General features: G+C 71.3%; 14 protein-coding genes and 1 riboswitch. Of the genes, 6 read left to right on the forward strand and 8 right to left on the reverse strand.

What is annotated here, in order from left to right:
• Positions 1-160 precede the first annotated feature (160 nt).
• Positions 161-2,299, reverse strand: coding sequence for an alpha-L-fucosidase (locus AB0M43_RS13120; protein WP_363724097.1), 2,139 nt, complete (start codon positions 2,297-2,299; stop codon positions 161-163).
• 372 nt (positions 2,300-2,671) lie between these two features.
• Positions 2,672-2,874, forward strand: a riboswitch (cobalamin riboswitch).
• Positions 2,875-2,985: 111 nt separating this feature from the next.
• Here AB0M43_RS13120 and AB0M43_RS13125 point away from each other — a divergent pair.
• Both AB0M43_RS13125 and AB0M43_RS13130 read left to right on the forward strand, forming a co-directional pair.
• Positions 2,986-5,253 (forward strand): ribonucleoside-diphosphate reductase subunit alpha, encoded by a 2,268-nt coding sequence (locus tag AB0M43_RS13125; protein WP_363724099.1) that lies wholly within the window; start codon positions 2,986-2,988, stop codon positions 5,251-5,253.
• A gap of 83 nt (positions 5,254-5,336) precedes the next feature.
• Positions 5,337-6,332 carry a ribonucleotide-diphosphate reductase subunit beta gene (locus AB0M43_RS13130; RefSeq protein ID WP_363724101.1) on the forward strand — a complete coding sequence of 332 codons (996 nt, stop codon included), beginning with the start codon at positions 5,337-5,339 and terminating at the stop codon, positions 6,330-6,332.
• Positions 6,333-6,447: 115 nt separating this feature from the next.
• On the opposite strand, the gene AB0M43_RS13135 is transcribed toward AB0M43_RS13130, so the two are convergent.
• Positions 6,448-7,332, reverse strand: coding sequence for a terpene synthase family protein (locus AB0M43_RS13135; protein WP_363724103.1), 885 nt, complete (start codon positions 7,330-7,332; stop codon positions 6,448-6,450).
• Positions 7,333-7,531: 199 nt separating this feature from the next.
• On the opposite strand from AB0M43_RS13135, the gene AB0M43_RS13140 reads away from it, so the two are divergent.
• Positions 7,532-10,549, forward strand: coding sequence for a BTAD domain-containing putative transcriptional regulator (locus tag AB0M43_RS13140; protein WP_363724105.1), 3,018 nt, complete (start codon positions 7,532-7,534; stop codon positions 10,547-10,549).
• On the opposite strand, the gene AB0M43_RS13145 is transcribed toward AB0M43_RS13140, so the two are convergent.
• From AB0M43_RS13145 to AB0M43_RS13170, 6 genes are all read right to left on the reverse strand, one after another.
• Positions 10,546-13,458, reverse strand: a complete 2,913-nt coding sequence (locus AB0M43_RS13145; protein WP_363724107.1) for an AAA family ATPase — start codon at positions 13,456-13,458, stop codon at positions 10,546-10,548. The genes AB0M43_RS13140 and AB0M43_RS13145 overlap by 4 nt on opposite strands.
• On the reverse strand, positions 13,455-13,616 hold the full coding sequence (locus AB0M43_RS13150) for a hypothetical protein (protein ID WP_363724109.1): 162 nt from the start codon (positions 13,614-13,616) through the stop codon (positions 13,455-13,457). The genes AB0M43_RS13145 and AB0M43_RS13150 overlap by 4 nt, the downstream gene beginning before the upstream one ends.
• Positions 13,613-15,649, reverse strand: coding sequence for a type 2 lanthipeptide synthetase LanM (lanM, locus tag AB0M43_RS13155; protein ID WP_363724110.1), 2,037 nt, complete (start codon positions 15,647-15,649; stop codon positions 13,613-13,615). Before lanM ends, AB0M43_RS13150 begins: the two co-directional genes overlap by 4 nt.
• A 286-nt stretch (positions 15,650-15,935) precedes the next feature.
• Positions 15,936-17,471: a UDP-N-acetylglucosamine 1-carboxyvinyltransferase gene (locus AB0M43_RS13160; RefSeq protein ID WP_363724112.1), complete on the reverse strand. Its 1,536-nt coding sequence runs from the start codon at positions 17,469-17,471 to the stop codon at positions 15,936-15,938.
• A gap of 157 nt (positions 17,472-17,628) precedes the next feature.
• Entirely contained in the window at positions 17,629-18,867 is a 1,239-nt protein-coding gene (locus AB0M43_RS13165; RefSeq protein WP_363724114.1) for a cytochrome P450, read from the reverse strand.
• A 127-nt stretch (positions 18,868-18,994) separates the two neighbouring features.
• On the reverse strand, positions 18,995-20,254 hold the full coding sequence (locus tag AB0M43_RS13170; RefSeq protein WP_363724566.1) for an SGNH/GDSL hydrolase family protein: 1,260 nt from the start codon (positions 20,252-20,254) through the stop codon (positions 18,995-18,997).
• A gap of 367 nt (positions 20,255-20,621) precedes the next feature.
• On the opposite strand from AB0M43_RS13170, the gene AB0M43_RS13175 reads away from it, so the two are divergent.
• Genes AB0M43_RS13175 through AB0M43_RS13185 form a run of 3 tightly spaced genes read left to right on the forward strand, consistent with a single transcriptional unit; the run spans position 20,622 to position 26,542 of the window.
• A complete protein-coding gene (locus AB0M43_RS13175; protein WP_363724115.1) occupies positions 20,622-22,157 on the forward strand; it encodes an AMP-binding protein in 1,536 nt (511 codons plus the stop codon).
• Positions 22,154-23,503 carry an MFS transporter gene (locus AB0M43_RS13180; protein WP_363724116.1) on the forward strand — a complete coding sequence of 450 codons (1,350 nt, stop codon included), beginning with the start codon at positions 22,154-22,156 and terminating at the stop codon, positions 23,501-23,503. The genes AB0M43_RS13175 and AB0M43_RS13180 overlap by 4 nt, the downstream gene beginning before the upstream one ends.
• A gap of 9 nt (positions 23,504-23,512) precedes the next feature.
• The gene (locus tag AB0M43_RS13185; RefSeq protein ID WP_363724117.1) at positions 23,513-26,542 is read left to right on the forward strand and encodes a BTAD domain-containing putative transcriptional regulator; all 3,030 of its coding nucleotides are present in this window, start codon (positions 23,513-23,515) and stop codon (positions 26,540-26,542) included.
• The last annotated feature ends 139 nt before the right edge of the window (positions 26,543-26,681 follow it).

The following is a 26,681-nucleotide window of genomic DNA, read 5'->3' on the forward strand; positions in this document are numbered from 1 at the left end:
GCGAGCATGGGGGTGGCGTGCATCACGCTAGGTAGGTGCCACCGTCCATCGCGAGAACAAATACATGAACACCAAGTGCATCATTTTCTACGCTGCGTTACTGGCTTTTGGGTGTCGGCACCGGGAGGGGCAGGTCGGAGGCCCGCCCCTCCCGCGCCGGTCAGCCGAAGACGTCGATCCGGTCGACCAGCATGTACGTGCCCGAGCGCTTCACCGCCCGTAGCGTATGGGCGCCCGGGGCCAGGTTCCGCCGCGAGTACACGACCTGTTGGGACAGCCGGGTCGGGTTCGTGGTGTCCACGGTGGCCGCGAGCACCCCGTCGAGGTAGAAGTCGACGAGCCCCTGGTCGCTGTACCTCTCGGTGCGGAAGTCCACCCCGGTCCCCGTGAACGTGTACGACACCGCGTCGCCGTTGGTGGTCGTGTAGTGCACGTCGGCGTTGTAGTCGGCGGCGTAGGTGCGCCCCGAGCTGACACTCCACGCCCCGGTGTACGCCACGCCGGGCGCGTCGTCGTTGAGCACCGTCCCCGGATACAGCTGGCTCGCCGGCACGATCTGCTGCGGCGTGTTCGGGCTCGACCAGAACAGCTTCGCGGTCGCCTCCCCGCCGTTCTCGGTGTGCTCCATCGTGATCGCGTACCGCTGCCCGGCCGTGAGCGTGACGCTGCCCTTGTCCACGGTCGCCCCGTGCGGGGTGGTGTTGTCGACCAGCGGCCGCCCGTCGACCCACAGCTTCACCGTGTCGTCGGACAACGTGGCGAAGGTGTACTTCTCCGTGAACCGGGGCTCGACGAACCCGGTCCACCGGCCGGAGAAATTGTCCGTGGGGATGCCGGGCGCCGGGGAGCCGTCCTCGCGCCAGTTGTAGTTGACGCCCCTGTCGACCCGGGTCACGGCCGGCGTACCGCTGAACGTGGTGTTCGCCCAGAACCGCGCGGTGAGGCCGGTGCCGGCGCCGACCGGCCCGGCGGCCTGCGGGGTGATGTCCAGCTCGATCACCGTGGCGATCGGGTCGGGCGCCGTCCCGGTGGGCCGCAGGTCGAAGCCGTCCCCGGCGGCGGTCACCGGCACGGCCGCCCCGGTCCTGCGGATCTTCGCGCCGGTCACCCCGAACGGGGCCAGGGCGCTCAGGTGCAGCGCCGCGCCGCCGGTCGGCCAGGTGTACACGGAGGCGTAGAGCTTGTTGCCGTTGCGGCTGACGACGCCCCAGGAGGGCTTGGAGACCAGGCCGGTGTAGCCCGCGCCGTACACGGCCGGGCCGTTGGCGGCGAGCCAGTCACCCATCCCCCTGAGCCGGTCGACCGAGGTCTGCGGGATGACTCCCCGCTCGTCCGGGCCGACGTTGAGCAGGTAGTTCCCGCTGCTCGCGGCGATGCCGACCAGGTTGCGGGTCAGCTGGGTGCTGGACTTGAAGTTCGTGTCCCAGGCCGCGAACCCCCAGGTGCCGTTGATCGTCATGCACGACTCCCAGAGCTGGGCGTCGGTCGGGGTCGCCGGGATCTCCTGCTCGGGGGTGCCGAAGTCGCCGTCGTTGACCCGGCGGGTACCGACCCGGTTGTTGACGATCGTGTTCGGCGACAGCCCCCGGACGTACTCCTCCAGTTTGGTGCCCTCCGCGGCGGTCCACGGGGCCTCCCACTCGCCGTCGAACCACAGTTCCGCGATGTCGCCGTAGTTGGTGAGGAGCTCGCGGAGCTGGGCCTTCATCCGGGTCAGGTAGGCCTGGTAGTGGGCGCTGCCCGGCTGGGCGTCGGGGTCGTGCCAGTCCCAGATCGAGTAGTAGAAGCCGAGCTTGACGCCCTGGGCGCGGGCGGCCGTGGCCAGCTCGGCCAGGATGTCGCGCTGGAACGGCGAGCGGTCGTGGATGTTCCAGTCGTTGACGGCGGTGGGCCACATCGCGAAGCCGTCGTGGTGCTTGGCGGTGATCACGATGTACTTCTGCCCGCCGTTCTTCGCCGCGCTGACCACCGCGTTCGCGTCGAACCCGGTCGGGTTGAACGTGGCGGCCTTCGCCTCGTACTCGTTCCACGGGATCGCGCAGGTGCGCCGGATCCACTCGGCGTCGCGACACACCGTGCCATTCGACCGGGTGTACTCGCCCCGGTACGCGCTGTACAGGCCGAAGTGGATGAACATCCCGAAGTGGTCCGTCCGCCACCACTGGGTGCGGGCGGAGCTGAACGGGTCGTCGGGGGCGTGGTTGTCGCCGGGCGCGGCGTGCGCGGGAGCTCCGGCGACGAGCAGGGTGAGGGAGAGGGAAAGGGCACTCAGGAGCGCCAGGACCGATCTGAACCGCATGACGGCCTCCGGGGAGAGATCCGATGACCACGCTATAGTGGCGATGACGACCGTCGATGTCAACGGGAGGTTACCGGTAGATTTCGGCTTCAGTGGACAATGCCGGGTCGAAGAGATCCGATGTCAAGGGTGCCAATCGCGGTGCGGCGCTCTGGCGGTGCGGCACGCCCGCGCGCGCCGGCCAGCGGAGGTCGCAACCTCGGCCGGAGGGGGTCCGCGACCCGGCTCGCGCGGTCACCCGGCGCCGCGCACGACCGCCCGGCCGGACGCGCCCGACCTCCGCGTGTCGACACGCCGTCTCACCTCGCCCTGGCACCATGCGACACGACACCCCAACACTCTGTGTCTTTGCATGCGGCGTTCCACTAGATGTAGTGTCATGCCGTTGTTGGTGCACAACCCCGCCAGGGGACGTGCGGCAAGAGGGAACCCGGTGCGACTCCGGGACTGCCCCGCAGCGGTAAGTGGGAACGACCGCCGTCATTGAGCACTGGAGCGATCCGGGAAGCGACGGCCAGTAGGCGCGAGGACCATGCCCACGAGTCCGAAGACCTGCCAATGACGCGCGCACGAGAGCCGTGCGCGCATGTCCCGGGCCTCGTGGGCGGGCCCCGGCGGACAGCGGCCCCGTGTGTGCCGCCGTCGCCGCCTGCCCCGGAGTCCTCGTCTTTTCGGGTGGGAGAGCGATGACCGCAGTGCTGAACACGCCGGCCGAGGCAGTCTCCAGGGCTGCCGAGGGCCTCGCAGGGGTCGACCCCGGTCGGGTGGTGCCCAACCCGTGGCCCGGCGCGACGGAGGCCGACCTGCGGATCCGGGCCATCGAGATGGCCGCCGCCCTGGTCGCCGAGGAGCCGGCGTACTCGCGGCTCGCCGCCCGGCTGCTCGCCACGCACATCGCCGCCGAGGCCGCCACCGAGGGCGTGACCTCCTTCTCCGGGTCGATCGCCGCCAGCCACGCCGCCGGCCTGCTCGCCAACACGATCGCCGGGTTCGTCGAGCGGCACGCCGACGAGCTCGACGCCGTGATCGACCCGGCGGCCGACGACCGGTTCGAGTACTTCGGGCTGCGCACCGTCTACGACCGGTACCTGCTCCGGCACCCCGAGACCCGCCAGGTCCTGGAGACCCCGCAGCACTTCCTCCTCCGGGTCGCGTGCGGGCTGGCCGAGTCCGTGGCCGAGGCCCGGGAGCTCTACGCGCTGATGAGCACCCTGTCCTACCTGCCCAGCTCCCCCACCCTGTTCAACTCCGGCTCGCGCCGCCCCCAGCTGTCCAGCTGCTTCCTGCTCGACTCGCCCCGCGACGAGCTCGAATCCATCTACGACCGGTACGCGCAGGTCGCGCGCCTGTCGAAGTACGCGGGCGGGATCGGGATCTCCTGGTCGCGGGTCCGCTCGCGCGGCTCCCTGATCCGGGGCACCAACGGGCACTCCAACGGCATCGTGCCCTGGCTGCGCACCTTCGACTCGTCGGTGGCGGCCGTCAACCAGGGCGGCCGGCGCAAGGGCGCCGCCTGCGTGTACCTGGAGACCTGGCACGCCGACGTCGAGGAGTTCCTGGAACTGCGCGACTCCACCGGCGACGAGGCCCGGCGTACCCACAACCTGCACCTCGCCAACTGGGTGCCGGACGAGTTCATGCGCCGGGTCGAGGCCGACGCCCCGTGGTCGCTGTTCGACCCGAAGGAGGTGCCGGCGCTCACCGACCTGTGGGGCGACGCCTTCGACACCGCCTACCGGGCCGCCGAGGAGGCCGGGCTGGCCGTCCGGCAGATCAGCGCCCGCGACCTCTACGGCCGGATGATGCGCACCCTCGCCCAGACCGGCAACGGCTGGATGACGTTCAAGGACCAGGCCAACCGGACCTGCAACCAGACCGCGAAGCCCGAGAACGTGGTGCACCTGTCCAATCTGTGCACCGAGATCCTCGAGGTCACCAGCGACGGCGAGACGGCCGTGTGCAACCTGGGCTCGATCAACCTGGCCGCGCACTGCGGCCCCGACGGCATGGACTGGGCCGCCCTGGACCGCACCGCCCGGACCGCCGTGAAGTTCCTCGACCGCACCATCGACCTCACGTACTACCCCACCCCCGAGGCCGCCGAGACCAACCGGAAGTGGCGGCCGATCGGCCTGGGCGTCATGGGCCTGGCCGACGTGTTCTTCCAGCTCAAGCTGCCGTTCGACTCGGCGGAGGCGCTCGCGCTGTCCACCCGGATCGCCGAGCGGATCGCCCTCGCGGCCTACGACACGTCCGCCGCGCTCGCCGAGAAGCACGGCCCGCACCCGACCTACGCCGACACCCGGGCCGCCGCCGGGGTGCTGCACCCCGACCACTGGAACGCGGCCACGTCCGCCGACTGGGACGCGGTGCGCACCAGGGTGGCCCGCACCGGACTGCGCAACTCGCTGATGGTCGCCATCGCGCCCACCGCCACCATCGCGTCGATCGCCGGCTGTGCCGAGTGCATCGAGCCGCCGGTGTCCAACGTGTACAAGCGCGAGACGTTGTCCGGGGAGTTCCTCCAGGTCAACAAGTACCTGATCAGGGATCTGATGGGTCGTGGGCTGTGGACCTCCGCCCTGCGCGAGGCCATCCTGCGGGCCGAGGGCTCCGTGCAGGACCTGGACCTGCCGGCCGACGTCAAGGAGCTGTACCGCACGGCGTGGGAGGTGCCGCAGAAGGCCCTGATCGACCTGGCCGCCGCGCGCACCCCCTTCATCGACCAGTCCCAGTCGCTGAACCTGTTCATGGCCACCCCCACGATCGGCAAACTCTCCTCGATGTACGCCTACGCGTGGCGCGCCGGCCTGAAGACCACCTACTACCTGCGGTCGCGGCCGGCCACCCGGATCGCGCAGACGACGGTGACCAGCGTGCCGACCATCGGGCCCGACGCCGACGCGGTGGCCTGCTCGCTGGAGAACCCCGAGATCTGCGAGGCGTGCCAGTGACCGCCCCCGCCGGCCCGCCGGCACCCGCCACCGTCCCCGGGCCGCCGGCACCCGCCGCGCCCGCCCCCGACAAGGAACCCCGCATGCTGCTCAATCCCGGCCTCGACCTGACCCTGCGCCCGATGCGCTACCCCGACTTCTACGAGCGCTACCGGGGCGGCATCCGCAACACCTGGACCGTCGAGGAGGTCGACCTCACCGGCGACCTGCCCGACCTCGCCTCGCTGTCCGCCGGGGAGCGGCACCTCGTCAACCGGCTGGTCGCGTTCTTCGCCACCGGGGACACGATCGTGTCGAACAACCTGGTCCTGAACCTGTACAAGCACATCAACGCCCCCGAGGCCCGGCTGTACCTGTCCCGGCAGCTGTTCGAGGAGGCCGTGCACGTCCAGTTCTACCTGACGCTGCTGGACACGTACCTGCCCGACGACAAGGACCGGGAGGAGGCGTTCTCGGCCGTCGAGCACATCCCCTCGATCCGGGAGAAGGCGCAGTTCTGCTTCCGGTGGATCGACTCCCTGCACGACGTGCAGTCGCTGCAGTCCAAGGATGACCGGCGGGCGTTCCTGCTCAACCTGATCTGCTTCGCCGCCTGCATCGAGGGCCTGTTCTTCTACGGCGCCTTCGCCTACGTGTACTGGCTGCGCTCCCGCGGCCTCCTCGACGGCCTGGCCACCGGCACGAACTGGGTGTTCCGCGACGAGTCCATGCACATGGACTTCGCGTTCTCCGTCGTGGACGTGGTCCGCGCCGAGGAGCCCGACCTGTTCGACGACGACCTCGGCAAGCAGGTCGTCCTCATGCTGGAGGAGGCGGTGGAGGCCGAGCTGGCGTTCGCCGAGGACCTGTGCGGGGACGGGCTCGCGGGCATGACGGCCACCGACATGCGGTCCTATCTGGAGTACGTGGCCGACCAGCGGCTCGCGAGGCTCGGGCTGCCGGCGCGCTACGGATCGGCGAACCCGTTCCCGTTCATGGCGTTGCAGGACGTGCAGGAGCTGGCGAACTTCTTCGAGCGCCGGGTGACCGCGTACCAGACGGCGGTCGGCGGCACGGTCAGCCTGGACGAGGACTTCTGAGCCGGTCCCCGCGCGGGGGCGTCGGCCTCCGCGCGGGGACGCCCGGCTCCAGGCCGGGCACCTAGCTCCGGGGCGTGGCCAGCTCCGGGGGCGCGGCCGGATCCGGGCGGGGCGCCTAGCGCAGCTGGCCCAGCCGGTACATCCCTACGGAGATCCGCAGGCTGTTCACCAGGGCCGTGCCCGCCCCGGTGTCGGCCAGCTCCCCCACCAGCCCGTCGTGGAGCCGGACCTGCTCGTCCACCCGCGCGTCGACGGCCTCTCGCGTGACCGGCGCGCCGCCGGGGTCCGCCAGCAGCAGCGCGTTCAGCGTGCCCTCCCGCCGGTGCCGCTCGACGGACCGCAGGTCGTTGGCCAGCCGGATCGCCCGGCACGCCGACCCCAGCGCCGGACCGAGCCGGTCGAGGGTGTCCGCCGACCGGCCGCCCAGGAGCAGCAGCAGCGCGAGGGCGAAGCTGCGGTAGTTGATGCTCCGGCTCGCGAACTCCAGATACTCCGGCACCGTCGGCAGGGGCTCCGCGCCGGCGGCGACCCGCCGGCTCAGCAGCGCGTGCGCCAGGCTGCCGGCCGCATCGTCGCGCAGCGCGTCGAACAGCCGGGGCAGGGCGACACCCTCGCGGTCGTGTTCCCGCAGGTCGGCGACCAGGCGCTCCAACGTGCCCACGAGAACGTCCCCGCCGTCGGCCGCGCGGTCCCCGACGCCCAGGGCCTGGTCCACGCTCGCCTCCACCGCCCGGAGCGCGTCGACGTCCGCCGCCGGATCGTCCATCCGGTCGTCGAACATGAAGGTCCACAGGCTGAACCGGACCAGGATCTCGAGCCGTCGCACCCCGAGGCCGGGGGCGATGGCCGCCACCGTGAGGGCGAGGTTGTCGCACAGCTTGGGCCCGGAGACCCCGACCCGGGCGAGAGCCCACTCCCGGTTGTCCGCCGCGATCCGGGCCGCGTCCGCCTTGACGACCACCCGTTCCTTGACGGGTACCAGCCGCAGGACCGGTTTCATCGCACAGTTCCTTCCTGGTGCCATGGACGTGGCCGGCCCAGACCCGCACCCGTCGGGTCACCTGGTCGTCCGCCCCGCTCCCGGTGCCGACCAGCCGCGGGCGACGTCGGACGATCCTATCCCCGCGGGTACCCGGATGGTCATGATGTTGAATGTGTCGGGGCGTCGGAATCCCCTGGCCGCCGGTAGGGTGTGGCCCGTGGAGTTCCGGCTGCTGGGTGCCATCGAGGCCCGGAGATCCGGCCAACCGGTCCACATCGGACAGCGCCGGGAACGCCAGCTCCTCGCCGCCCTCCTGCTGCACCCCGGCCCGGTGCCCACCGAACGCCTCGTCGCCCTCCTCTGGCCGGACACCCCGCCCCGCGACCCCCGCGCCGCCCTGCACGCGCACGTCTCCCGGCTCCGGGGCGCCCTGGCCACGGGCGGGGTCGGGCTCACCCTCGACCCGCGCGGCTACCGGGTCGACGCCGCCGACGTCGACGTCCACCGGCTCCGGGCCCTGCACGACCACGCGGTCGGCGTCCCCGACCCTGCCGAACGGTCCCGCCTGCTCGGCCAGGCCCTCGCCCTGGACCGGGGCCCACTGTGCGGGGCCGACGCCACCACCGGGCTCCGGGCCCTGCTGCCCGGCCTCGACGACCTGCTGCTGTCGGCCGTCGAGGCCCGGATCGAGGCGGACCTCGCCCGCGGCCGGCACCGCGACCTCGGCCCCGAACTCGCCGCCCTCACCGCCCGGCACCCGCTCCGCGAACGCACCGCCGAACTCCAGATCCGCGCCGCCCACCGCACCGGCGACCGCGCGGCGGCCCTCGCCGGCTACGAACGGATCCGGTCGGCCCTCGCCGACACCCTGGGCCTGGACCCCGGCCCCGAACTCCGCCGCACCCACGCCGCCGTCCTCCGCGAGGCCACGGCCGACCGGCCCACCCCCGCCCAGCTCCCGCCGCAGGTCGCCGACTTCACCGGCCGCACCGCCCAGCTCGACACCTTCGACGCCCTGCTCGGCTCCGGCCGGGCCGTCGTCCTGCACACCATCGCCGGCGTCGGCGGCGTGGGAAAGACAGCCCTCGCCGTGTACTGGGCCCACCACGTCCGCGCCCACTTCCCCGACGGCCAACTGCACATCAACCTGCACGGCTACTCCGCCGCCTCCCCGGTCACCCCGCTCGACGCGCTGTCCCGGTTCCTCCGCGCGCTCGGCGTCGCCCCCGAGAACGTCCCCACCGACGTCGAGGAGGCCACGTCGCTCTACCACAGCCGCCTGGCCGGCCGGCGGATCCTGATCCTCCTCGACAACGCCGGCCACCCCGACCAGGTCCGACCCCTGCTGCCCGCCGACCCCGGCAGCCTCGCCCTGATCACCAGCCGCGACCGGCTCGCCGGCCTCACCGCCCGCGACGGGGCCCGCCGGCTCAACCTGTCCGTCCTCGAACCGGAGGAGTCCGTCCGGCTGCTCGGCGCGATCCTCGGCGCGGACCGGGTGGCCGCCGAACCCACTGCCGCCGCCCGGATCGCCGAACTGTGCGGACACCTGCCCCTCGCCCTGCGGATCACCGCCGCGCACGTGGCCGACACGCCGGGAACGTCACTCGCGGAACACGCGGCGCGGCTCGGGAGCGGGGGACGGATCGACGCGTTGGAACTCGGGGACGACCCGTCCGTGTCGGTGCGGGTGGCGTTCGGGCACTCGTACGCGGCCCTCGACCCGGAGAGCGCCCGGGTGTTCCGGCTGCTGGGGCTCGTGCCCGGGCCGGACTTCACGCCGGAGGCTGTCGCGGCGTTGACCGGGACGTCGGTGCCGGCGGCGCGGCGGAGCCTGGACCGGTTGGCGTCGGCGCATTTGGTGGAGGCGCATCCGGCGCACCGGTACGCGTTCCACGACCTGATGCGCGAGTACGCGGCGGAACACGGCACCACCGAATCCGACGCCGGCCATGCGACCTCCCGGCTCTTCAGCTGGTACCTCCGAACAGCAGAGGCTGCCAGCCAGGGTCAGGGTCAGATGACCCGCGAATTCCTCCCAGTCCATCTCGATCCGCCGCCTATGGCTTTCCCAGACCCATCGGTGGCGCTCCTGTGGCTGGACGCCGAGTATTTCAATCTCCGATCTGTCATCCACCATTGCTGCACACACGAAGCAGTGGTTACCGCGCTGCTGCTCACCGAGGCCATCCGCGGATACATGAATCTGCGGCGCCACTGCGCCGACTACCTGTCCGTGACACTGACAGTGCACGGCCTCATCCCCGAGACGTCAGATCCCAGGATCCACGCACTGGCGGAGGACAACCTCGGGACCGCCTACCGGGTGAACAGCCGGCACAACGAGGCCGTTCAGCACCTCACCAGTGGACTGCACTGGATTCGAAGGGTGGAAGGACGTCCTGACGAGGCTCGGTTCGTCGTCAGCCTCGGGATGGCGCTGCGGCTGACGGGACGCATGTCCGAGGCCCTCGACAACTATCACCAGGCCTTGGACCTGTTCCGTCCGCACAACTTCGAGCATTGGCCCTTCCTGTTCGCGCTGAGCCTGGTGTCTGAGGTACACCGTTTGCTGGGCGCATTCGGCAAGGCTCTCGATACAGGCAACGAGGCACTGGTGTTTGCGCTCCGACACAAGCCCTCACTCGCGTGCTATCTCCAGGAGGTGATAGCCACCGTTCACATAGACCGGGGCGCCTGCGAGAAGGGTTTGGAACTCGCCCGCGCTGCCCTGGAACTTTCACGGACATGCCAGGAAAAGCTCGCAGAGCCACACGCACTCAACGCGCTCGGAGCGGCCCGCCGGGGACTCGGGCACATGGGGGAGGCACGCCTCGCATACACCGAGGCCCTGCTCCTGGTCGACACCGCGCGCAGCTCGGAGTCCGAGGTCGAGACCCTGTGCGGGTTGGCCGGCCTCGACAGCCACGACGGCGCGTTCCCACGGGCGGTCGAGCGGGCCCGGCGCGCGGTCGACATCGCCCACCGGTGCGTGAACGTCGTCGGCGAGGGCCGGGCCCGCGCGACCCTGGCGGAGGTGCACCTGTCAGCGGGCGACCTCGACCTCGCCGCGACCGAGGCCCGCCGCGCCCTGGCCATCAACGAATCCACCGGCCACCGCCTGGGCGAGGCCCGGAGCCTCCGGGTCCTCGGCCTCGCGACCACGGACCCCGAACTCACCGCCCGCGCCCGCGAGATCCGCGCCCAGATCGGCGCCGCCCCCGATCCCGACTAGAACGCCATCCCCGCCGCGAAGTCGCACAACGCCAACCGGTCCGAATGCCCCAGCTTGCCGAGCAGGCTCGCCACGTGCTTCTCCACGGTCCGCGCCGAGATGAACAACCGCTGCCCGATCTCGACGTTCCCCAACCGCTCGGCGAGCAGCACCAGCACCTCGAACTCCCGCACCGTCACCCCGCTCTCCCGGAGCGGCGCCGGCACGGTCTCCCAGCCCTTGCGCTGCTGGGGGACGGACGCACCCGCCCTGCGCAACAACGCCCGGCAGGCGGCGGCCGCCGTGCCCAGACCAGCCCGCTGGAAATGCTCCGCAGCGGCCCGGGCCCACGCGGCCGGCTGCCCCCAGTCGTCGTCCAGCGCCGATTCGGCCACCAACCGGAGCACCAGGGCGCGTCCCAGCGGGAAGGGTTCGCCGATCTCCTGGGACTCCGCCACGGCCAGTTCGGCGGAGATCTTGTCTCCGTCGCGGGCGTGCAGCACCGCCCGGGCCGCGACGACGAACTGCTGGTTCCAGCGGACCTGGCCCGGCATCGAGGCCGCGATCGCCGCGTGTTCGGACCAGCCCGCGTCCCCGTCCATCGCCTCCAACAACAGAGCCAGACCGAAGGTCCCCGACAGGGTGTACGCCGACGGGTAGCGGTTCTCCCGCTCCCGGGCCTGGTCGAGCTTCGCCCGGGAGCCGGCCCGGTCCTCCTCGAGGAGCGCGTACACACCTTCGGCCAGGCCCCATGCGACCGGGAGGTAGTGGGTGTCCTCGCCCCCCGCGCTCACCAGGGCGACGAGGTGCTCGTCCATCTCCTCCTTGCGGCCACGGTGCGCGGCGGACACGGCGTTGACCAGGGACAGGTACCGGCCGATCTGGCGGAGTCGGAGCCGACCGGCGAGCTCTTCGCAGGGGTCGGCGATGCGCCGGGAGCCCTCGTAGTCGCCGTGGTGCACGGAGAGCCACGCGAGGAGTCCGTCCACGTTGCACACCGTGGGCAATGCTCCGATCCGCGCGGACTCCTCCCGGGCCTGGTGCAGGCGGCCTGGTGCCCCGTGGGTGAGCATGTCGTTCACGCCGAGGTAGCTCAGCGCGGTCACCCGCCACACAGGCAGGTTGTGCTCGTCGGCGAGGCTCACCATGCGCTGGAAGACCTCTTCGGACTCGGCCATGCTGCGCCGCCGGGCGGCGATGCCGAGCACCTCCAGCGCCTGACAGCCCACCTCGGGCAGGGGGAAGCGGAGGGCGTCGTCCAGCGCGCGGCGCGCCAGGCCCTCAGCTTCCCCCACCCGAGGGTCGTCGGGGACGTCCTGCAGGATCCGGGCCTCGATGACGTCGATCGGGGCCGTCCGTCCGGGGGCCGCGTCCGGGCCGAGCAGTCGGCGGGCGACCGCCACCTGGGCGAGACCGTCCCGCCACCGGCCGGCGACGGCGGCGGCTTCGGCCATCCGGGTGTGCAGGGCGGCGAGCCGGGCCCCGTCGAGATGTCCGGCCAGGACTTCCAGGTCCTTCTCCATCTCCAGGGCCCGTTCGGTCTGCCCGGACTCGGTGAGCGCGGACAGCAACGGTTCGAGGGTCTCGGCCCGCAGCGCCGGACTGAACCAGCCGAAGGACAGCTTCCGCGCCTTTTCCAGCAACGTGACCGCTGAGGTCGGCGCGCCGTCCGCGAGCGCGCGGCGGCCAGCCTCGGTGAAGAGGCTGGCGGCGGCGGGCTCGTCCCCGGTGGCCAACTTGAGCTGGGCGAGGTGCTGGCACCATTCGCCGTCGAGCGTGGGGAACAGAGTCTCGATCGCGGTGGCCAGCTGGCCGGCGAGGACCGCCCGTTCGGAGGGCAGCAGCGGGGCGAGTAGAGCGTCGGCGGTGAGGGCGTGCCGGAAGGCGTACCACTCGGGTCCGTGGTCGTCGGGCACGATCAGCTGGGTGCGCACGGCCGTGCTGAGTACCTGGCGCAGCACCCCGACATCGACTCCGGTGGCCCGCTGCACCACCTCGACGGAGAACCGCCTACCGAGCGTCGCGGCACTGCGCAGGAGCGCGTGCCCGGCCTCGCCCAGCCTTTCGGCACGTTCGGTGACGCTGACGACCACGGTAGTGGGCACCTTGGTGGTGACGGAGCCGTCCACGGTCCACACCCGCGCCCGACGGACCAGGTGACCGGCGCCGACCAGACCTGCGAGGAGTTCCTCGACAACGAACGGGTTGCCGTCGCCGTCGCGGCGGACCTGGGAGGTGACGACCGGAGGGACGGTCTCCTGGGCGGACTCCAGGCAGTGCGCGATCAACTGGCTGACGGCCTGGTCGTCCAGGGCACCCAGTTCTATCACCTGCGCCATCCGGCGGCGGAGCGCCGACTCCGCGAGTTCACGGGCCGGACCGACCTCGGGACGGCTGGTGCCGATCAACAGCACGGGCAGCCGGTCCAGGTTGTCGATCAGGTATTCCACGACCGCGAGGGTCTCGGGATCGGCGTCGTGCAGGTCCTCCAGGACCATCAGGCACCCCGTGTCCCGGCTCGCGACGGCCAGCAGCCGCAGGATCGACTCGGCGAGGACCAGCACCGACTCACCCCGCCGGGCGTCGCCCTCCTCGCGCCATTCGGGGATCAGGCGGCCGAGCGCGGCCCGGTACGGGGCCAGGTCGGGCTGGTCGGGCACCCCGACAGCCCGGACGAGGGTCAGCACGGCCTCGGCCAGGGGGCGGAAAGGAACCGAGGGTGCGGTCGTGCTGGTGCGCCCATGGCACACCAGCACTCCGTCCGCCCCGGCGAGGCGTTGTAGTTCTCCGATCAGCCGGGATTTGCCGATCCCCGCCTCGCCGACCACCAGAGCGGCCTGTCCAGCGCCGCCTCGGGCCACTGTCAGCGCTTCGGTGAGGCGGTGAAGTTCGGCGTTCCGACCGACCAGAACTGATGAGATGAGCCTCATGCCAACGAAGGAATGATCTTTGTGCTGGGGGTGCCTGTCGTGACGACGATGGTCAGCATGTCACCGAGCCAGGGATCCAACGTGATCTCGCCGGCCGGGCTGTCCCCTTCCCGGTACTCCGGGTTCTTCCAACCCCACACCAGTTCCTCAGCGCTCATGGTTTTTCTCCTTCCGCCATGGCGTCCCCGATCAGTTTCTCCTGGGCGAGAAGGTCGTCGGGGCCCATGGCCGCTATCTTCCGGGACACCCGAACCAGATGCGGTTCGGGATAGACGTCGCGAACCCTCGCCCCGACGCCGGTGAACAGATCACGGCTGCCCGGTCTGCTGGTGAACACGGGTACGTCCCCGGCCCACAGCTCGCGCAGCTCGTGGTGGATCAGGCTCTCGCGGAAGGCGTCGCCCGCCGACAGGGCCCACAGGTGGTCAAGGATCCGGTCCCGGTCGAGCGCGTCGCGCAGGACGTCGGGGTGGGTGGACTCGTCGAGGAGCATCGCGTAGACCTGGGTCGGGCGGACCACGACCCGGGTCTCGTCGTCGGCGAAGGCGGCCAGCCGGGTGAGGAGCTCGTCCCGCGCGGCCACGAGCGTGGTGTAGCCGAGGCGGAAGCCGGCGAGCAGGTCGCTGGTGAAGGAGCGGGCGTCGACGGGTACGCCGTCGCGGACCGGTCGGTTCAGCGCGCCCGCGGTCAGCAGGGTCCGCCGGTCGATCCGCATCGCGTCGGTGCCCGGGTCGGCGAGCACGGCGGACTCCGTCGGGTACGGCGTACCCTCCGCCCCGCCGAGCCCGCTCAGGTCGAGGCCCGCCATGGGCAGCAGGCCGGTCTCGTCGACGGCGCCGGTCCGGTGCGGCGGGTGGAACAGGGCTTCCAGGTCGATGAGGACGGGTTGGTCCCCGCAGGCGATCAGGTTCTCCCGGTGGAAGTCGACGCCGTCGAGGGCGTGCACGAGGGCCAGCAGGGCGCCGAGCCGGCGGTAGTAGGGGCCGGGCGGGCCGGCCAGGGGGCGGTGGGCGACGAACTCGGCCCAGCCGTGGGTGCCCCGGTCGAGGACGCGCGGGGTGAGCAGGTCCAGGCCGGTACCCGTCGAGGTGGTCTGGTCGTCGAGCCAGCGCACCAGGTCGTGGAAGTGGGTGTCGACGGCGAGGGAGCGGGGCTTGTAGACCAGGGTGCCGCCGGTGGCGAAGCGCAGGATCGCCACGGTCCGCCCGCCCCGGTGCGCGTCGCCGCTGCCGGTGTCGACGGCCACGCACGGGCCGGGGTCGACGCCGTCGAGCAGGGTGGCGACGAGGGCGGGGCGGTCGGCGCGCAGCCGGTCGAGCAGTTCGGTGTACGCGTCGACGGCGTGGTCGGTGGCCTGGACGAGCAGCCGGGCCAGCACCGGGTACTCCTCGAGGAGTTCCGTGAGGGTCTCGCGCCGGGTGGCCCGCCGGACGAAGCTGGCGAACCGCTCCTGCGGGGTGTCGCCGTCGAGGCGGCCGGTGACCCGGGCGACGTTGAGTTCGAGGACGAGGGTGCGGCAGGCGATCCGGGTGAGCGTGTCGGCGAGGGTGCCGGCGAGGCCGGTGACCAGCGCGGCGCGGTCCCAGAGCGGGGAGTCCGGGATCCGGGCCAGGCAGCGTTCGCGGGCCGTGGTGACGAAGGGCGCGAGGATGGCGGCGAAGCCGGCCTGCCAGGAAGCCCCCACTGCGACCGAGGCCGGGGAGGCGGTGCCACCGGCGCCCGGAGCCGGAGAGGCCGCGCCGTCGACGCCGGGAGCTGAGAGGTCGGTGCCGTCGATGCCGGGAGCCGAGGGGTCCGTGCCGTCGATGCCGGGAGCCGAGGGGTCCGTGCCGTCGGCGCGCTGCGCCGGAGAACCGCCGTGACCAGCACCGGAGCCTCCGACCCCGGCCAGCGCCACCACGAATTCCGGTGCCGTCTCCAGCAGGGCGGTGACCGTCACGGCCCACCGCGGCCGGGGCGCCCGGGCCGCCAACGCGTCGGGCGCCTCGGCGAGCAGGGCCAACACCCCGGTCTCGTCGAGCCCGACGGCCGCGAGCCGCCGGGCCCACTGGCCGGTGTCAGCGAGGTCGTGGGCGGCGCGCCACCGGTCGAGCCGGCGGGCGGCGCGGTCGGGCACGGGGGCGGTCGGGGTGGGCGGGCCGGACAGGGCAAGCCGCTCGGCCAGACTGAGGCCGCTCACCCAGGGAGTCACATCAACATTCTGCGGGCGGGGGGCCTTTCTGCGCCATATCTCGCACCGGCCGGATGAAAGATCCTTTTTGGTAGGACCACCCGCCCCCAGATTCCCGCGCGGTCCCCCCATATTCACCCGCACGCGTTGCGGGCCGCTGACCTGTGGGATTGACTCATTCCAAGCCACTCACATGGCTGAACGGGATGGATCCGCCCCAACACGGTGCCATCCCGGGGCCCCAGTGGGGGTGCGGCTCCTGGGACCGGGTCGCACCCCCACTAAAACCTTTTTATGGGTACTTAATTTACAAGTCGCGGAATGTCTCGATTCGCGCACCCAAAAGGTTCAATCGCTGGGCGAGCTGCTCGTAGCCCCGGTCGATCACGTAGATGTTCCGCAGGACGGACGTCCCCTTCGCGGCGAGCATCGCCAGCAGGATCACCACCGCCGGGCGCAGGGCGGGCGGGCAGATCACCTCGGCGGCCGACCAGTGGGTCGGGCCCTCCACGTACACCCGGTGCGGGTCGAGGAGTTTGACGTGCGCGCCGAGCTTGGTGAGCTCGGTGAGGTAGATGGCCCGGTTCTCGTACACCCAGTCGTGCACCAGGGTGGAGCCGGACGCCACGGCCGCGATGACCGCGAAGAACGGCAAGTTGTCGATGTTCAGCCCGGGGAACGGCATCGGGTGGATCTTGTCCAGCGGCGCGCGCAGGGTCGACGGCCGCACCGTGAGGTCCACCAGCCGGGTGTGCCCGTTGGCCGCCGGGTACTCCTCGCTCCGGCTGTAGTCGAGCCCCATCTCCTCCAGGGTGGCGAGTTCGATCTCGAGGAACTCGATCGGCGCCCGGCACACCGTGATCTCGGAGGAGGTGACGATGGCGGCGGCGATCAGGCTCATGGCCTCGATCGGGTCCTCGGACGGGGCGTAGTCGACATTGCGGTCGAGGTCCGCCGCGCCGTGCACGGTCAGGGTGGTGGTGCCCACCCCGTCGACGGTCACGCCCAGTTCGCCGAGGAAGAAGCACAGGTCCTGGACCATGTAGTTCGAGCTGGCGTTGCGGATCACGGTCACGCCGGGGTGCCGGGCGGCGGCCATCAGCACGTTCTCGGTGACGGTGTCGCCGCGCTCGGTGAGGACGATGGCCCGGGTCGGGACCACGGCCCGGTCGACGTCGGCGTGGTAGAACCCCTCGTGCGCCTTCACGGCCAGCCCGAACGGCCGCAGCGCGCTCAGGGTCGGCTCGATGGTCCGGGTGCCCAGGTCGCAGCCCCCGGCGTACGGCAGCTCGAACCGGTCCAGCTCGTGCAGCAGCGGACCGAGGAACATCAGGACGCTGCGGGTCCGCCGCGCCGCCTCGACGTCCATCGTGCTCAGGTCCAGGACGGCCGGCCGGGTGATCTCCAGGTCGTTGTCCTCGTTGAGCCAGCGGGTCTTCACCCCGATGCTGCCGAGCACCTCCAGGATCCGGTTGACCTCCTCGATCCTGGCGACCTTGCGCAGGGTGGTCCGGCCCTTGTTGAGCAGCGACGCGCACAGCAGGGCCACGCCCGCGTTCTTGCTGGACCGGACGTCGATGCTGCCGGAGAGCTGCTGGCCGCCCTCGATCCGCAGGTGCATCGGTCCGGTGTGCCCGATCGAGATGATCTCGCTGTCGAGGGCGTCGCCGATCCGGGTCAGCATGTCGAGGCTGAGGTTCTGGTGGCCGTGCTCGATCCGGTTGACCGCGCTCTGGCTGGTGCCCAGCGCCTCGGCGAGCTGCGCCTGGGTCCAGCCGCGGTGCTTGCGGGAGGCACGGATGAGACCGCCGATGCGGCGCAGGTAGTCATGCACGTCAGACATGACGGCGACCTTATCTCACAGATGACGTTGCACGCGGCCCCGCTCGTCCGGCGTGGCACGGATCCGGGAGAGGAAACGCGCTCAGTGACGCCAGGGGAACAGGGTGCGCACGAAACCACCGGAGCCGGGTCGCACCACTGCGACCCGGCTGGTGACGTCAGAACTGACCGAGGGTGACCGGCAGTCTCAGGTAGCTCGGCAGCAGGATCGAGTCGTTGAGCTGCGGGTTCTCCCCGATCGCCAGTTCCGGGAACCGGCGCAGCAGCCGGGGCAGGGCGAGCTGCGCCTCCCGGCGGGACAGCGCCGCGCCCAGGCAGTAGTGCGGGCCGACGCCGAAGCTGATCGGGTTGTTGTCCAGCCGCTCGGGGTGGAAGAGGTCCGGGTCGGCGAACCGCTTCGGGTCCCGGTTGGCCGCGCCGAGCATCACGAGGATCGTGCCGCCCTTCGGGATGTCCACCCCGTGCACGGTCAGGTCCTCCGAGGCGCTGCGGCTGACGAAGTGCACGGACGTCTGGTACCGCAGGATCTCCTCGACCAGCGGGCCGGCCGCCTCGGGCTCGTCCCGCATCCGGGCGGCCTGCTCGGGGCGTTCCAGCAGCTCGACCAGCGCGGCAGCGAACATCGGGGTGGTGGTGGAGAACGCCGCGTTGTACGTCACGACCAGGTTGCAGGCCAGTTCGAGGTCGGACACGCCCCCGCCGGCCGCGTCGATCTCCTGGATCAGTCCGCTCGTCACGTCGTCGCCGGGTTCGGCGCGCAGCCGGCCGATGAGGTCCAGGTAGTAGTCGACGAGTTCCTGGGTGGCGACGTCGGCGGCCTCCAGGACCCGGGTGTTGTTCACCCGCATGTTCAGGGCCTCGTTGATCAGGTCCGTGCGGGGCGGCACCCAGGCCTGCTCGGACTCCGGGATGCCGAGCAGCTGCCCGACGACCCCCGCCGGCACCGGATAGGCGAACTCGGTCATGAAGTCGAGTTCGGAGCCGTCGGCGCCCGCCGCCGCCATGTCGTCGAGCCGGGCGTCGATCAGGTCCGTGATGGACTCCTCCATGGCCGTCACGCGGCGCGGGGTGAACACCTTGCCGAACAACCGGCGGAACCGGGAGTGCTCGGCGGCGTTGCTGAACATGATGGTACCCATCAAGGTGGTGTAGAAAGGGTGCTCTTCCCAGTCGGGGCGGGAATCGGCGATATTGTCCCGGTCGAGGTTGACGAACCGGACGTCGCGCAGCACCTCCCCCACCGCCTCGTACCCGTTGACCACGGCGCACATCTTCGAGCCGGGGATCCGCGGCAGGGCGTTGACCTGCCCCAGGGCGTGCAGCGACGCGTACAGCGGCCACGGATCGCGCCGGCCCGCCGGGCTGAGAATCTTACGTAGGATAGTGCCAGCATCCACGGTGTAGTCCTTTAACAGATGTTCGAAGGAACACAGTGGACCTTAGACCGACTTTGCAAGTCGCGGAATAGACAGAAAAAAAACCCGGCACGCCGATGGCGTGCCGGGCTCGGATACTTACAGCAACCTAACGGAGCAGGTTCAGGTTGACGGCGTTCGCCATCGCCTGGTAGCCCGCGTCGTTCGGGTGGATGTGGTCCCCACTGTCGAACTCGGCGCGCAGCTTGCTCGGGGCCGCCGGGTCCCGCATGACCTTGTCGAAGTCGACCAGGCCATCGAAGTCGGAACTCGTGCGCAGGTACTCGTTCACCGCCAGCCGGGTGGCCTCCCGCTCGGGGGTCCACACGGCGCTGGTGGCGTTCTCGTACGGCATCAGGGTGCAGGCCACGACCTTCAGGCCCTTCTGCCGGACCTGGATCGCGATCTGGTGCAGCCCGTCGATGATCGCCTCGGGGCTCTCGTTGCTCATCCAGATGTCGTTGATGCCCAGTTCGACCAGGACCGTACCGACACCGGCCTGCGACAACGCGTCGTGCTGGAGCCGGAACAGCGCGCTGTTGCCGACCTCGGCGAACCCGCCGCCACCGGCGATGGGCTCGAGCCCGTCCTTGGTGACCCGGTTGCCCGCGATGCCGAGGTTCAGCACGCCCGGGACCCGGTCGCCACGGGGGGTGGCGATCAGGCGGCCGGCCAGAGCGTCCGGCCACCGCTTGTTGCCGTTCAGCGTGGAGTTGGTGCCGTTGGCGATGGAGTCACCGAAGATGACCACCGAGCCGCCGGCCTTCTCCCGCAGTACGTCGACACCGGCGAGGAAGTAGAAGTTCTCCCGCGCGACGGCACCGGGCACCGTGGCCTCGTTGGTCCGGTCGCCGGCCGCGACATAGGAGATCTGCCGCGACTGGAAGTGGAACGTCGTCGACCCGGTCGCGACCGGGAAGAAGAGCGTCACCACGAGGTCCTGCTGCGCCCCGACCGCGAAGGTGAGCGGGTCGCTGAGGATGTCGGTGCCCTTTTTCTGAACGACCGACGTCTTACCGTTGAACGTCAGTTCGCGCACGCTCGCCGGGACGATGTCGGACAGGTCCGGAGTCGTGAGATCCGGAAGAGCAACCGTCGCGTGTCCGATGGTGACGGACGCGTTCAGGCCGTACTGGTCGGACAGCCGGATCCGCAGAGCCTCGCCGCCCACCGAGGTGTGCACGATCTGGCGGAGACTCTGATTGGTGAATCCGACCATGCTGGAACCACCGGCGACGCTACCGGGCGTCGACCCCGCCGCCCACGTGCCGACCCATTCCTTGTTCTTGTCAATGCCGCCGGTCGCCGAACCGCTGCTCGCGGCGAGCACAGAGGATGCGACAACCGCGACCGCCGAGGCGGCCAGCAGAACCCGCAACTTTCGAGGGGTGTTCATGTCGGGAGCGAACCTCCAATTGATGACCAACGTGGGTCGCCCGCCCGTGAATTACTCGGGCGGTAGGGACAACAAGTTAGTGCCCTCGCCGTACACCGTCAATCGGCTCTTAGAATGGATTCACCAGCCCTTTCATGTATATCGATATAACGAATGCACTGTGGACTGCCTATTCGGGAAAGCGCCACGAATAGGTCATTCCCGCACCTGAGCCACTGTGGATCTTCCATACTGGCCCACAGCCGGAGAGAGCGGTATTGTCCCGCTAGGTGGGCTGAGCCCCCATGCATTTCTCCGCGTCCGGGGGCGCGATCATCGACCAGTGAAGTAGGGGATTTAGATGGACAACTACGTCAATCGCGCCCTGGACATCCTCGCCGGCTACGGCTCGCGGGAGGCGCTCGTCGGCGACGGCGTCCGGCTCAGCTACGACGACGTCCGCGCGAAGGTGCTCGACCTCGCGGCGTCCCTCCAGGACAACGGCGTGCGCTCCGGCACCGCCGTCGGGGTGCTCGTGTCCAACCCGCCCGAGGCGCTGCCGCTGCACCTGGCCCTGCACCTGCTCGGCTGTCGCACCGTGTGGATCGCCCTGATCACGCCCCGCAACGAACTCGCCGCCTATGTCCAGTTGGCCCAGCTCGACGCGCTGATCTACGACGCCCGGACCCAGGACGCGCTCGGCCGGGAGATCGCGGCCAGCCTCGCCCCGCTGCCCGTGCTGTGCCTCGGCCCGGACGGGCTCGGCCCCGACCTGCTCGCCGCGCGCCCCGCCGACGCCCCCGCGCTGGACCTGTCCGGCGTGACGCACGAGCCCGAGTCGGTGTTCCAGACCAGCGGCACCACCGGACTGCCCAAGATGGTGCACCACCGGCAGGGCTTCTTCGAGCAGGTCATCGAGCTGGCCACCCAGTTCCGCGACGCGGGGCACCCGGTGCTGCGGCACCTGTCGGTCACCCCGCCGTGGCACGTCAGCGGCCCGATGACCGCGTACTTCAACCTGTTCCACGGCGGGGTGCTGTTCGTCCAGGAGGACTGGGACGCCGACGTCTTCCTGGCCACCATCCACGCCGAGAAGATCAACTCGACGTTCGTGTCGCCGCCGCTGTTCTACGAGCTGCTCGACCACCCGAAGCTCGCCGAGACCGACTTCGACCAGATGCTGATGTTCAACGTCGGCAGCGCCCCCACGGCCCCCGCCCGGCTGGTCCAGGCGTACGAGCTGCTCGGCCCGGTCGTTCGGATCGCGTACGGGTTGAGCGAGTCCACCCTGATCACCGCCATGCCCGCCGTCACCCCCGACCCGGCCCACCCGGAGCGGCTCGGCTCCTGCGGCCTGCCCTACGGCGACGTCCGGATCGAGATCCGCGACGAGGACGCCCGCGAGGTGCCGACCGGCGAGCTCGGCGAGGTCTGGGTGTCGAGCAAGCTGAACATGACCGGGTACTGGGGGCAGCCCGAGTACACCGCCGAGACCCTCGTCGACGGCTGGATCCGCACCGGGGACCTGGGCAAACTCGACGCCGACGGGTACCTGTACCTCGTCGACCGGGTCAAGGACATGATCGTCACCGGCCGGGGCTCGCGGAACGTGTTCTCCCGCCCGCTGGAGGACTTCCTCGCCGCCCAGCCCGAGATCCGCGCCGCCGCCGTCATCGGCGTCGACGACGAGAAGCTCGGCGAGGTCGTGCACGCCTACGTGGTTCTCGCCCCCGACAGCGTGGTGGACGTGGAGGTCCTCCAGGCCCGGGTGCTGGAGGACTTCACCCCGATCTGGGTGCCCCGCACCATCGACTTCGTGGACCGGCTGCCGCTCGGGAACACCGGCAAGGTGGACAAGAAGGCACTGCGGGCCCGGTACCGGGCCGAGCGCGCGTGAACCGGCGCACCGGCCTGGTCGCGCTGCTGATCGCCGACACGATCGCGGCGCTCGGCATCCGGATGTCCGTCGTCGCCGTGCCCTGGCTGGTCCTCGTCATGACGGACAGCCCGGTGAAGATGGGCATCGCCGCCGGGGCCGAGATGGTGCTCTACGTCCTGTCCAGCGTGTTCGCGACCCCGCTCGCCGACCGGTTCGGGCTGTGGCGGACGTCCATCTACACCGACGTGGGCAGCGCGGCGGCCCTCGCGGCGGTCGCGCTGATCCCCGGGCTGGACTTCGTCACCCTGATCCTGCTGGTGTCCGTGATGGGCGCGATGCGCGGCGTCGGCGACCGGGCCAAACACGTCCTGCTCCGCCCCATGGCCGAACTCGCGGACGTCCCCATGATCCGGGTGACGTCCCTGTACGAGGGCATGACCCGGGCCGCGATCCTGCTCGGCGCACCCCTCGGCGGCGTCCTCATCTACTGGTGGAGCGCCCCGCTCGTCGTCGGCTTCACCGGCCTGACCTTCGCGGCCGGCGTACTCCTCGTCGGGGTGTTCGTCCGGCCGCCCGCCGAGGAGCCCTCGGAGGCCGCCGAGCCGAAGGAGCCCTACCTGGTCGCGCTGCGCGGCGGGGTCAGGGCCCTCGCCCAGGACCGGCTGCTGGTCACGATGACCGTCATCCTGTTCGCCAGCAACCTGTTCACCCAGGCGGCCGTGGTCGTGTTCGTCCCGCTCTGGGTACGCGACGTCGTGCACACCCCGGCCGCGCTCGGCCTGGTTGGCGGGGCGTTCGCGCTCGGCGTCGTCCTGGGCAGCCTCGTGTTCACGTTCCTGTCGACCCGGATCCCGCAGTACCTGGCGTTCACGCTCGGGGCCATCCTCGGCGGCGCGCCCCGGCTGCTGGTCCTCGGGCTCAGCGACAGCCTGACGGTCGTGATGGTGGTGACCCTGCTGTCGGGGATCGCGATGTGCTCGGTGAACCCGGTGTACGGCGCCGCGCTGTACAAGCGGGTGCCCGCCGCGTTGCAGACCCGGGTGTTCGGGCTGGTCACGGCCGTGTGCTTCGCCGGTATCCCGATCGGCGGGCTGTTGGCGGGGTGGGCGGTGCCCGGGATCGGGTTGACCACCACGATCCTGGTGTTCGGGGTCGTGTTCCTGGCGGTCAGTCTGATTCCGTTGTTCGGGTTCCGGGGGCGGGATCCGTTGGGGGTGGTCGTGAAGGCGGGGGCCGGGGGGACGGCGGTCGCTGCGGGCGAGGAACCGGAGGTCGTGGACGCCGCAGCTCCGGAGACCGGGGAGCCCGTGGCCCCGGGGGCCGGTGGGCCGGTGGCCGGGGAGAGGGCCGTGTCCGCCCCGTAGGGTCACCGGGTGCGGTTCCGGATCCTGGGCCCCTTCGAGGGCGACGTCGACGGTACCCCTCTCGTGGTGTCCCGGCGGCGCGAGCGCCGGCTGCTGATCGTGCTGCTCCTGCACCCCGGCGAGGTCGTCGCGACCGACCGGCTGCTCGACCTGCTGTGGGACGGCGACGGCCCCGACCTGGCCCGGTCCTCCCTGCACAGCATGGTGTCCCGGCTGCGCGCGCTCGTGGGCCGGCACCGGCTCGTGGCGGAACGCGGCGGCTACCGGCTCGACGTCGACCCCGCGCACACCGACGCGGGCCGGTTCCGGGCCCTCGTCGCCCGGGCCGACGCGGAGACCTCCCCCGGCCGGCGCCGCGACCTGCTCCGGGACGCCCTGGACCTGTGGCGCGGCGAACTGCCCGAGGACCTCGCCGCCGGCGGCCTGTTCGCCGCGCTCACCGCCGAACGGTTCCGGGCCACCGGCGACTGGTTGGCGGCGGGCCTCGAACTCGGCCGGCACGCCGAACTGCTGCCCGAACTCACCCGGCTGGCGGCGGAACACCCCGACGTCGACCGGTTCACCGCGCTGCGGATGCTCGCCCTGCACCGCTCCGGCCGCACCGCCGAGGCGCTCACCGCCTACGAGGAGACCCGGCGCCGGCTCGCGGCCGACGCCACCACCCCGGGCGTGCGACTGCGGGAAACCTATCTCTCGGTACTGCGCGACGAGGCCCCCGCCACCACCCCCGCTCCCCCGGCCCGCCCACCCGCGCAACTGCCCGCCGACCCGGCCGGTTTCGTCGGCCGCACCGCCCCGCTCCGGGCCCTCGACCGCCTCCGGTCGCACCCCGTCGTCCTGGTCACCGGCCCGGCGGGCGTGGGCAAGACGGCGCTCGCGACCCGGTGGGCGCGCCGCAACGCCCGGCGGTACCCCGACGGTCAACTGCACATCGACCTCCGCGGGTACGACCGGCCGGTGCCGGCGCTGGAGACCCTCGGCCGGTTCCTCCGCGCGCTCGGGGTACCCGCCGACCAGGTGCCCGGGGAGGTGACCGAGGCCTCGGCGGCGCTGCGGGGCCGGCTGTCGGGTACCCGGACCCTCCTGGTCCTCGACAACGCCAGCTCCCCCGAGCAGATCCGGCCGCTGCTCCCGGACTCGCCCGGCTGCCTGCTCCTGGTCACCAGCCGCGACCGCCTCCCGGCCCTGGAACGTCCACCCGGCGAGGCCCCGCCCGCCGCCCCGGGTTCAGCAGCCCTTTCCGCTGGCCCGGCCAGGGAGGGGCCCGAGGGCCTCCGCCCGCTGGCCGTCGGGGCCGCACTCCCGGAGCTGGACGTCGGGCGGTTGGGGTTGGAGGTGCTCGGGGCAAGGGAGGCCGAGGAGCTGCTGGCCCAGATCGTGGGGGCCGAGCGGTTGCGGGCAGAGCCGGAGGCCACGGCCGGGCTCGTGGCCGTCTGCGCCCGGTTGCCCCTGGCGCTGCGGATCGCCGCCGCGCACCTCGCCGACCGGCCCGGGATGACGGTCGCGGAGCAGCTCGCGCAGTTGCGGGAGTCCGACGCGTTGGCCGAGTTGGCGATCGACGGGGATCCGCAGAGCGCGGTGCGGGCGGCGTTCGACCAGTCCTACGCGAGCCTGGAGCCGGACGTGCGGCGGATGTTCCGGCTGGTGGGGGTGCTGGCGGCGCCGGACTTCGGGGTGGCGAGCGCGGCGGTGCTGGCCGATGTGGAGGAGGTCGAGGCGGGGCGGCTGCTGGAGCGGTTGGCGGGGGCGCACCTGATCTCGGAGCGGGCGGACGGGCGGTACACCCGTCACGACCTGATGTTGTCGTACTCCCGGCAACGCTCGGCCGAGGAACCTGGCCTCGCCCCGGCCCGGACCCGGCTCTACGAGTGGCAGGCTCGAACCGCCGCCTCGGCGGCGGTGAGGTTCCCCGAACTCACACCGCTCTCCTTCACGGTGCCGCAGATCTCCGGCTTCGATGACCTGGAGTCCGCGCTGAGCTGGCTGGACGACGAGAGTCCCCAACTCTGGCACAGTGTGACCGAGGCCGCGGGTCACGGTCACCCGGCTCTGGCATGCGTGCTGGCCGAGGCACTCAGGCCGTATGTCGAACGTCGCGGCGAACCGTCGAACATGCTCGAGGTCTCGGAGGCCCACGTCTCCGCCGCTCACATGACGGGAAACGTGACCGCGGAGGCGACCGCGCTCGCCAACCTCGGTCAGGCCAAAAGAGAGATCAACCGCCTCGGTGAGGCCGTGGAGCACTTCGACCAGGCTCAACACCTACTCGGCGTCGCCGGAGACCGACGCGGGCAGGCTTCTCGCATGATCACCTTGGGCATCATGTTGCGCAACCACGGCCAGATGGCCAGGAGCATCGAGATCCACCGTCGGTCGTTGGCCATCCAGATCGAACTGGACGTTCCCGTCGACGCATCCGTCACCCGGACGAACATCGCTCACGCGCACGCCGAGCAAGGGCGGGCGGAAGAAGCTCTCGCGGTGGTCACTGAGTCGGTGCGCACAATGCGCGAACTGCGGAGTCCCGCCTACCTCGCGGGCGCGCTCCTGATGTCGGGCAAGGCGAACGTGCTCCTGGGGAGGCATGACCAGGCGATCGTGGAGTTCACCGAGTCGGTCACGATCTACCGTGGTATGCACCTCCGGATGCTGACAGGTTGGGCGATGGCCCAGTTGGCCGAAGCGCTCGCGCTGGGCGGTCGGGGCGACGAGGCCAGGGACATCATCGACATCGCGTTGGAACACCTCGAGCCGCGCGGCGCGATGCACCGGGCCCGGGGGGAGATTCTCGCGGGCGCGACCTTCCGTGAGTGCGGCGAACCCGATCGAGCGCGTCGACATTTTTCCCAGGGGCTCAGCCTCGCCCGCGCGGCGGGGACGCCCTATATGGCGGCGGACGCACTCGTCGGCCTGGCGGGGGTGACCTCGGGCACCGAGTCCCGTGCGCACGCCGAGGCCGCCTTGGCGATCACGCGCGAGTACGGTTACGCCAGGCTCACGGCCGAAGCCGAGCGCGTCCTCGCCGGAACGTGCGTCTGATCATCGAATCGGTGGTCGTGTTGGCGGGCCCGGGGCGGGGCGGAGCCCCGGGCCGGGCTGACGCGGAACACGGAGCGCCCTGCCCGCAGGTCACCCCGCGCAGGAGCCCCTGCGGGAACCACCCGGCTGCCGGGGCCGG

This window comes from Longispora sp. NPDC051575, assembly GCF_040681875.1.
Lineage (GTDB): Bacteria > Actinomycetota > Actinomycetes > Mycobacteriales > Micromonosporaceae > Longispora.

Excerpts from the sequence above, each read along its gene's own strand:
- AB0M43_RS13120 (WP_363724097.1), bottom strand. The coding sequence starts at position 2,299 with ATGCGGTTCAGATCGGTCCTGGCGCTCCTGAGTGCCCTTTCCCTCTCC.
- AB0M43_RS13125 (WP_363724099.1), top strand. The coding sequence starts at position 2,986 with ATGACCGCAGTGCTGAACACGCCGGCCGAGGCAGTCTCCAGGGCTGCC.
- AB0M43_RS13150 (WP_363724109.1), bottom strand. The coding sequence starts at position 13,616 with ATGAGCGCTGAGGAACTGGTGTGGGGTTGGAAGAACCCGGAGTACCGG.
- AB0M43_RS13175 (WP_363724115.1), top strand. The coding sequence starts at position 20,622 with ATGGACAACTACGTCAATCGCGCCCTGGACATCCTCGCCGGCTACGGC.
- AB0M43_RS13160 (WP_363724112.1), bottom strand. The coding sequence starts at position 17,471 with ATGTCTGACGTGCATGACTACCTGCGCCGCATCGGCGGTCTCATCCGT.
- AB0M43_RS13135 (WP_363724103.1), bottom strand. The coding sequence starts at position 7,332 with ATGAAACCGGTCCTGCGGCTGGTACCCGTCAAGGAACGGGTGGTCGTC.
- AB0M43_RS13130 (WP_363724101.1), top strand. The coding sequence starts at position 5,337 with ATGCTGCTCAATCCCGGCCTCGACCTGACCCTGCGCCCGATGCGCTAC.
- AB0M43_RS13145 (WP_363724107.1), bottom strand. The coding sequence starts at position 13,458 with ATGAGGCTCATCTCATCAGTTCTGGTCGGTCGGAACGCCGAACTTCAC.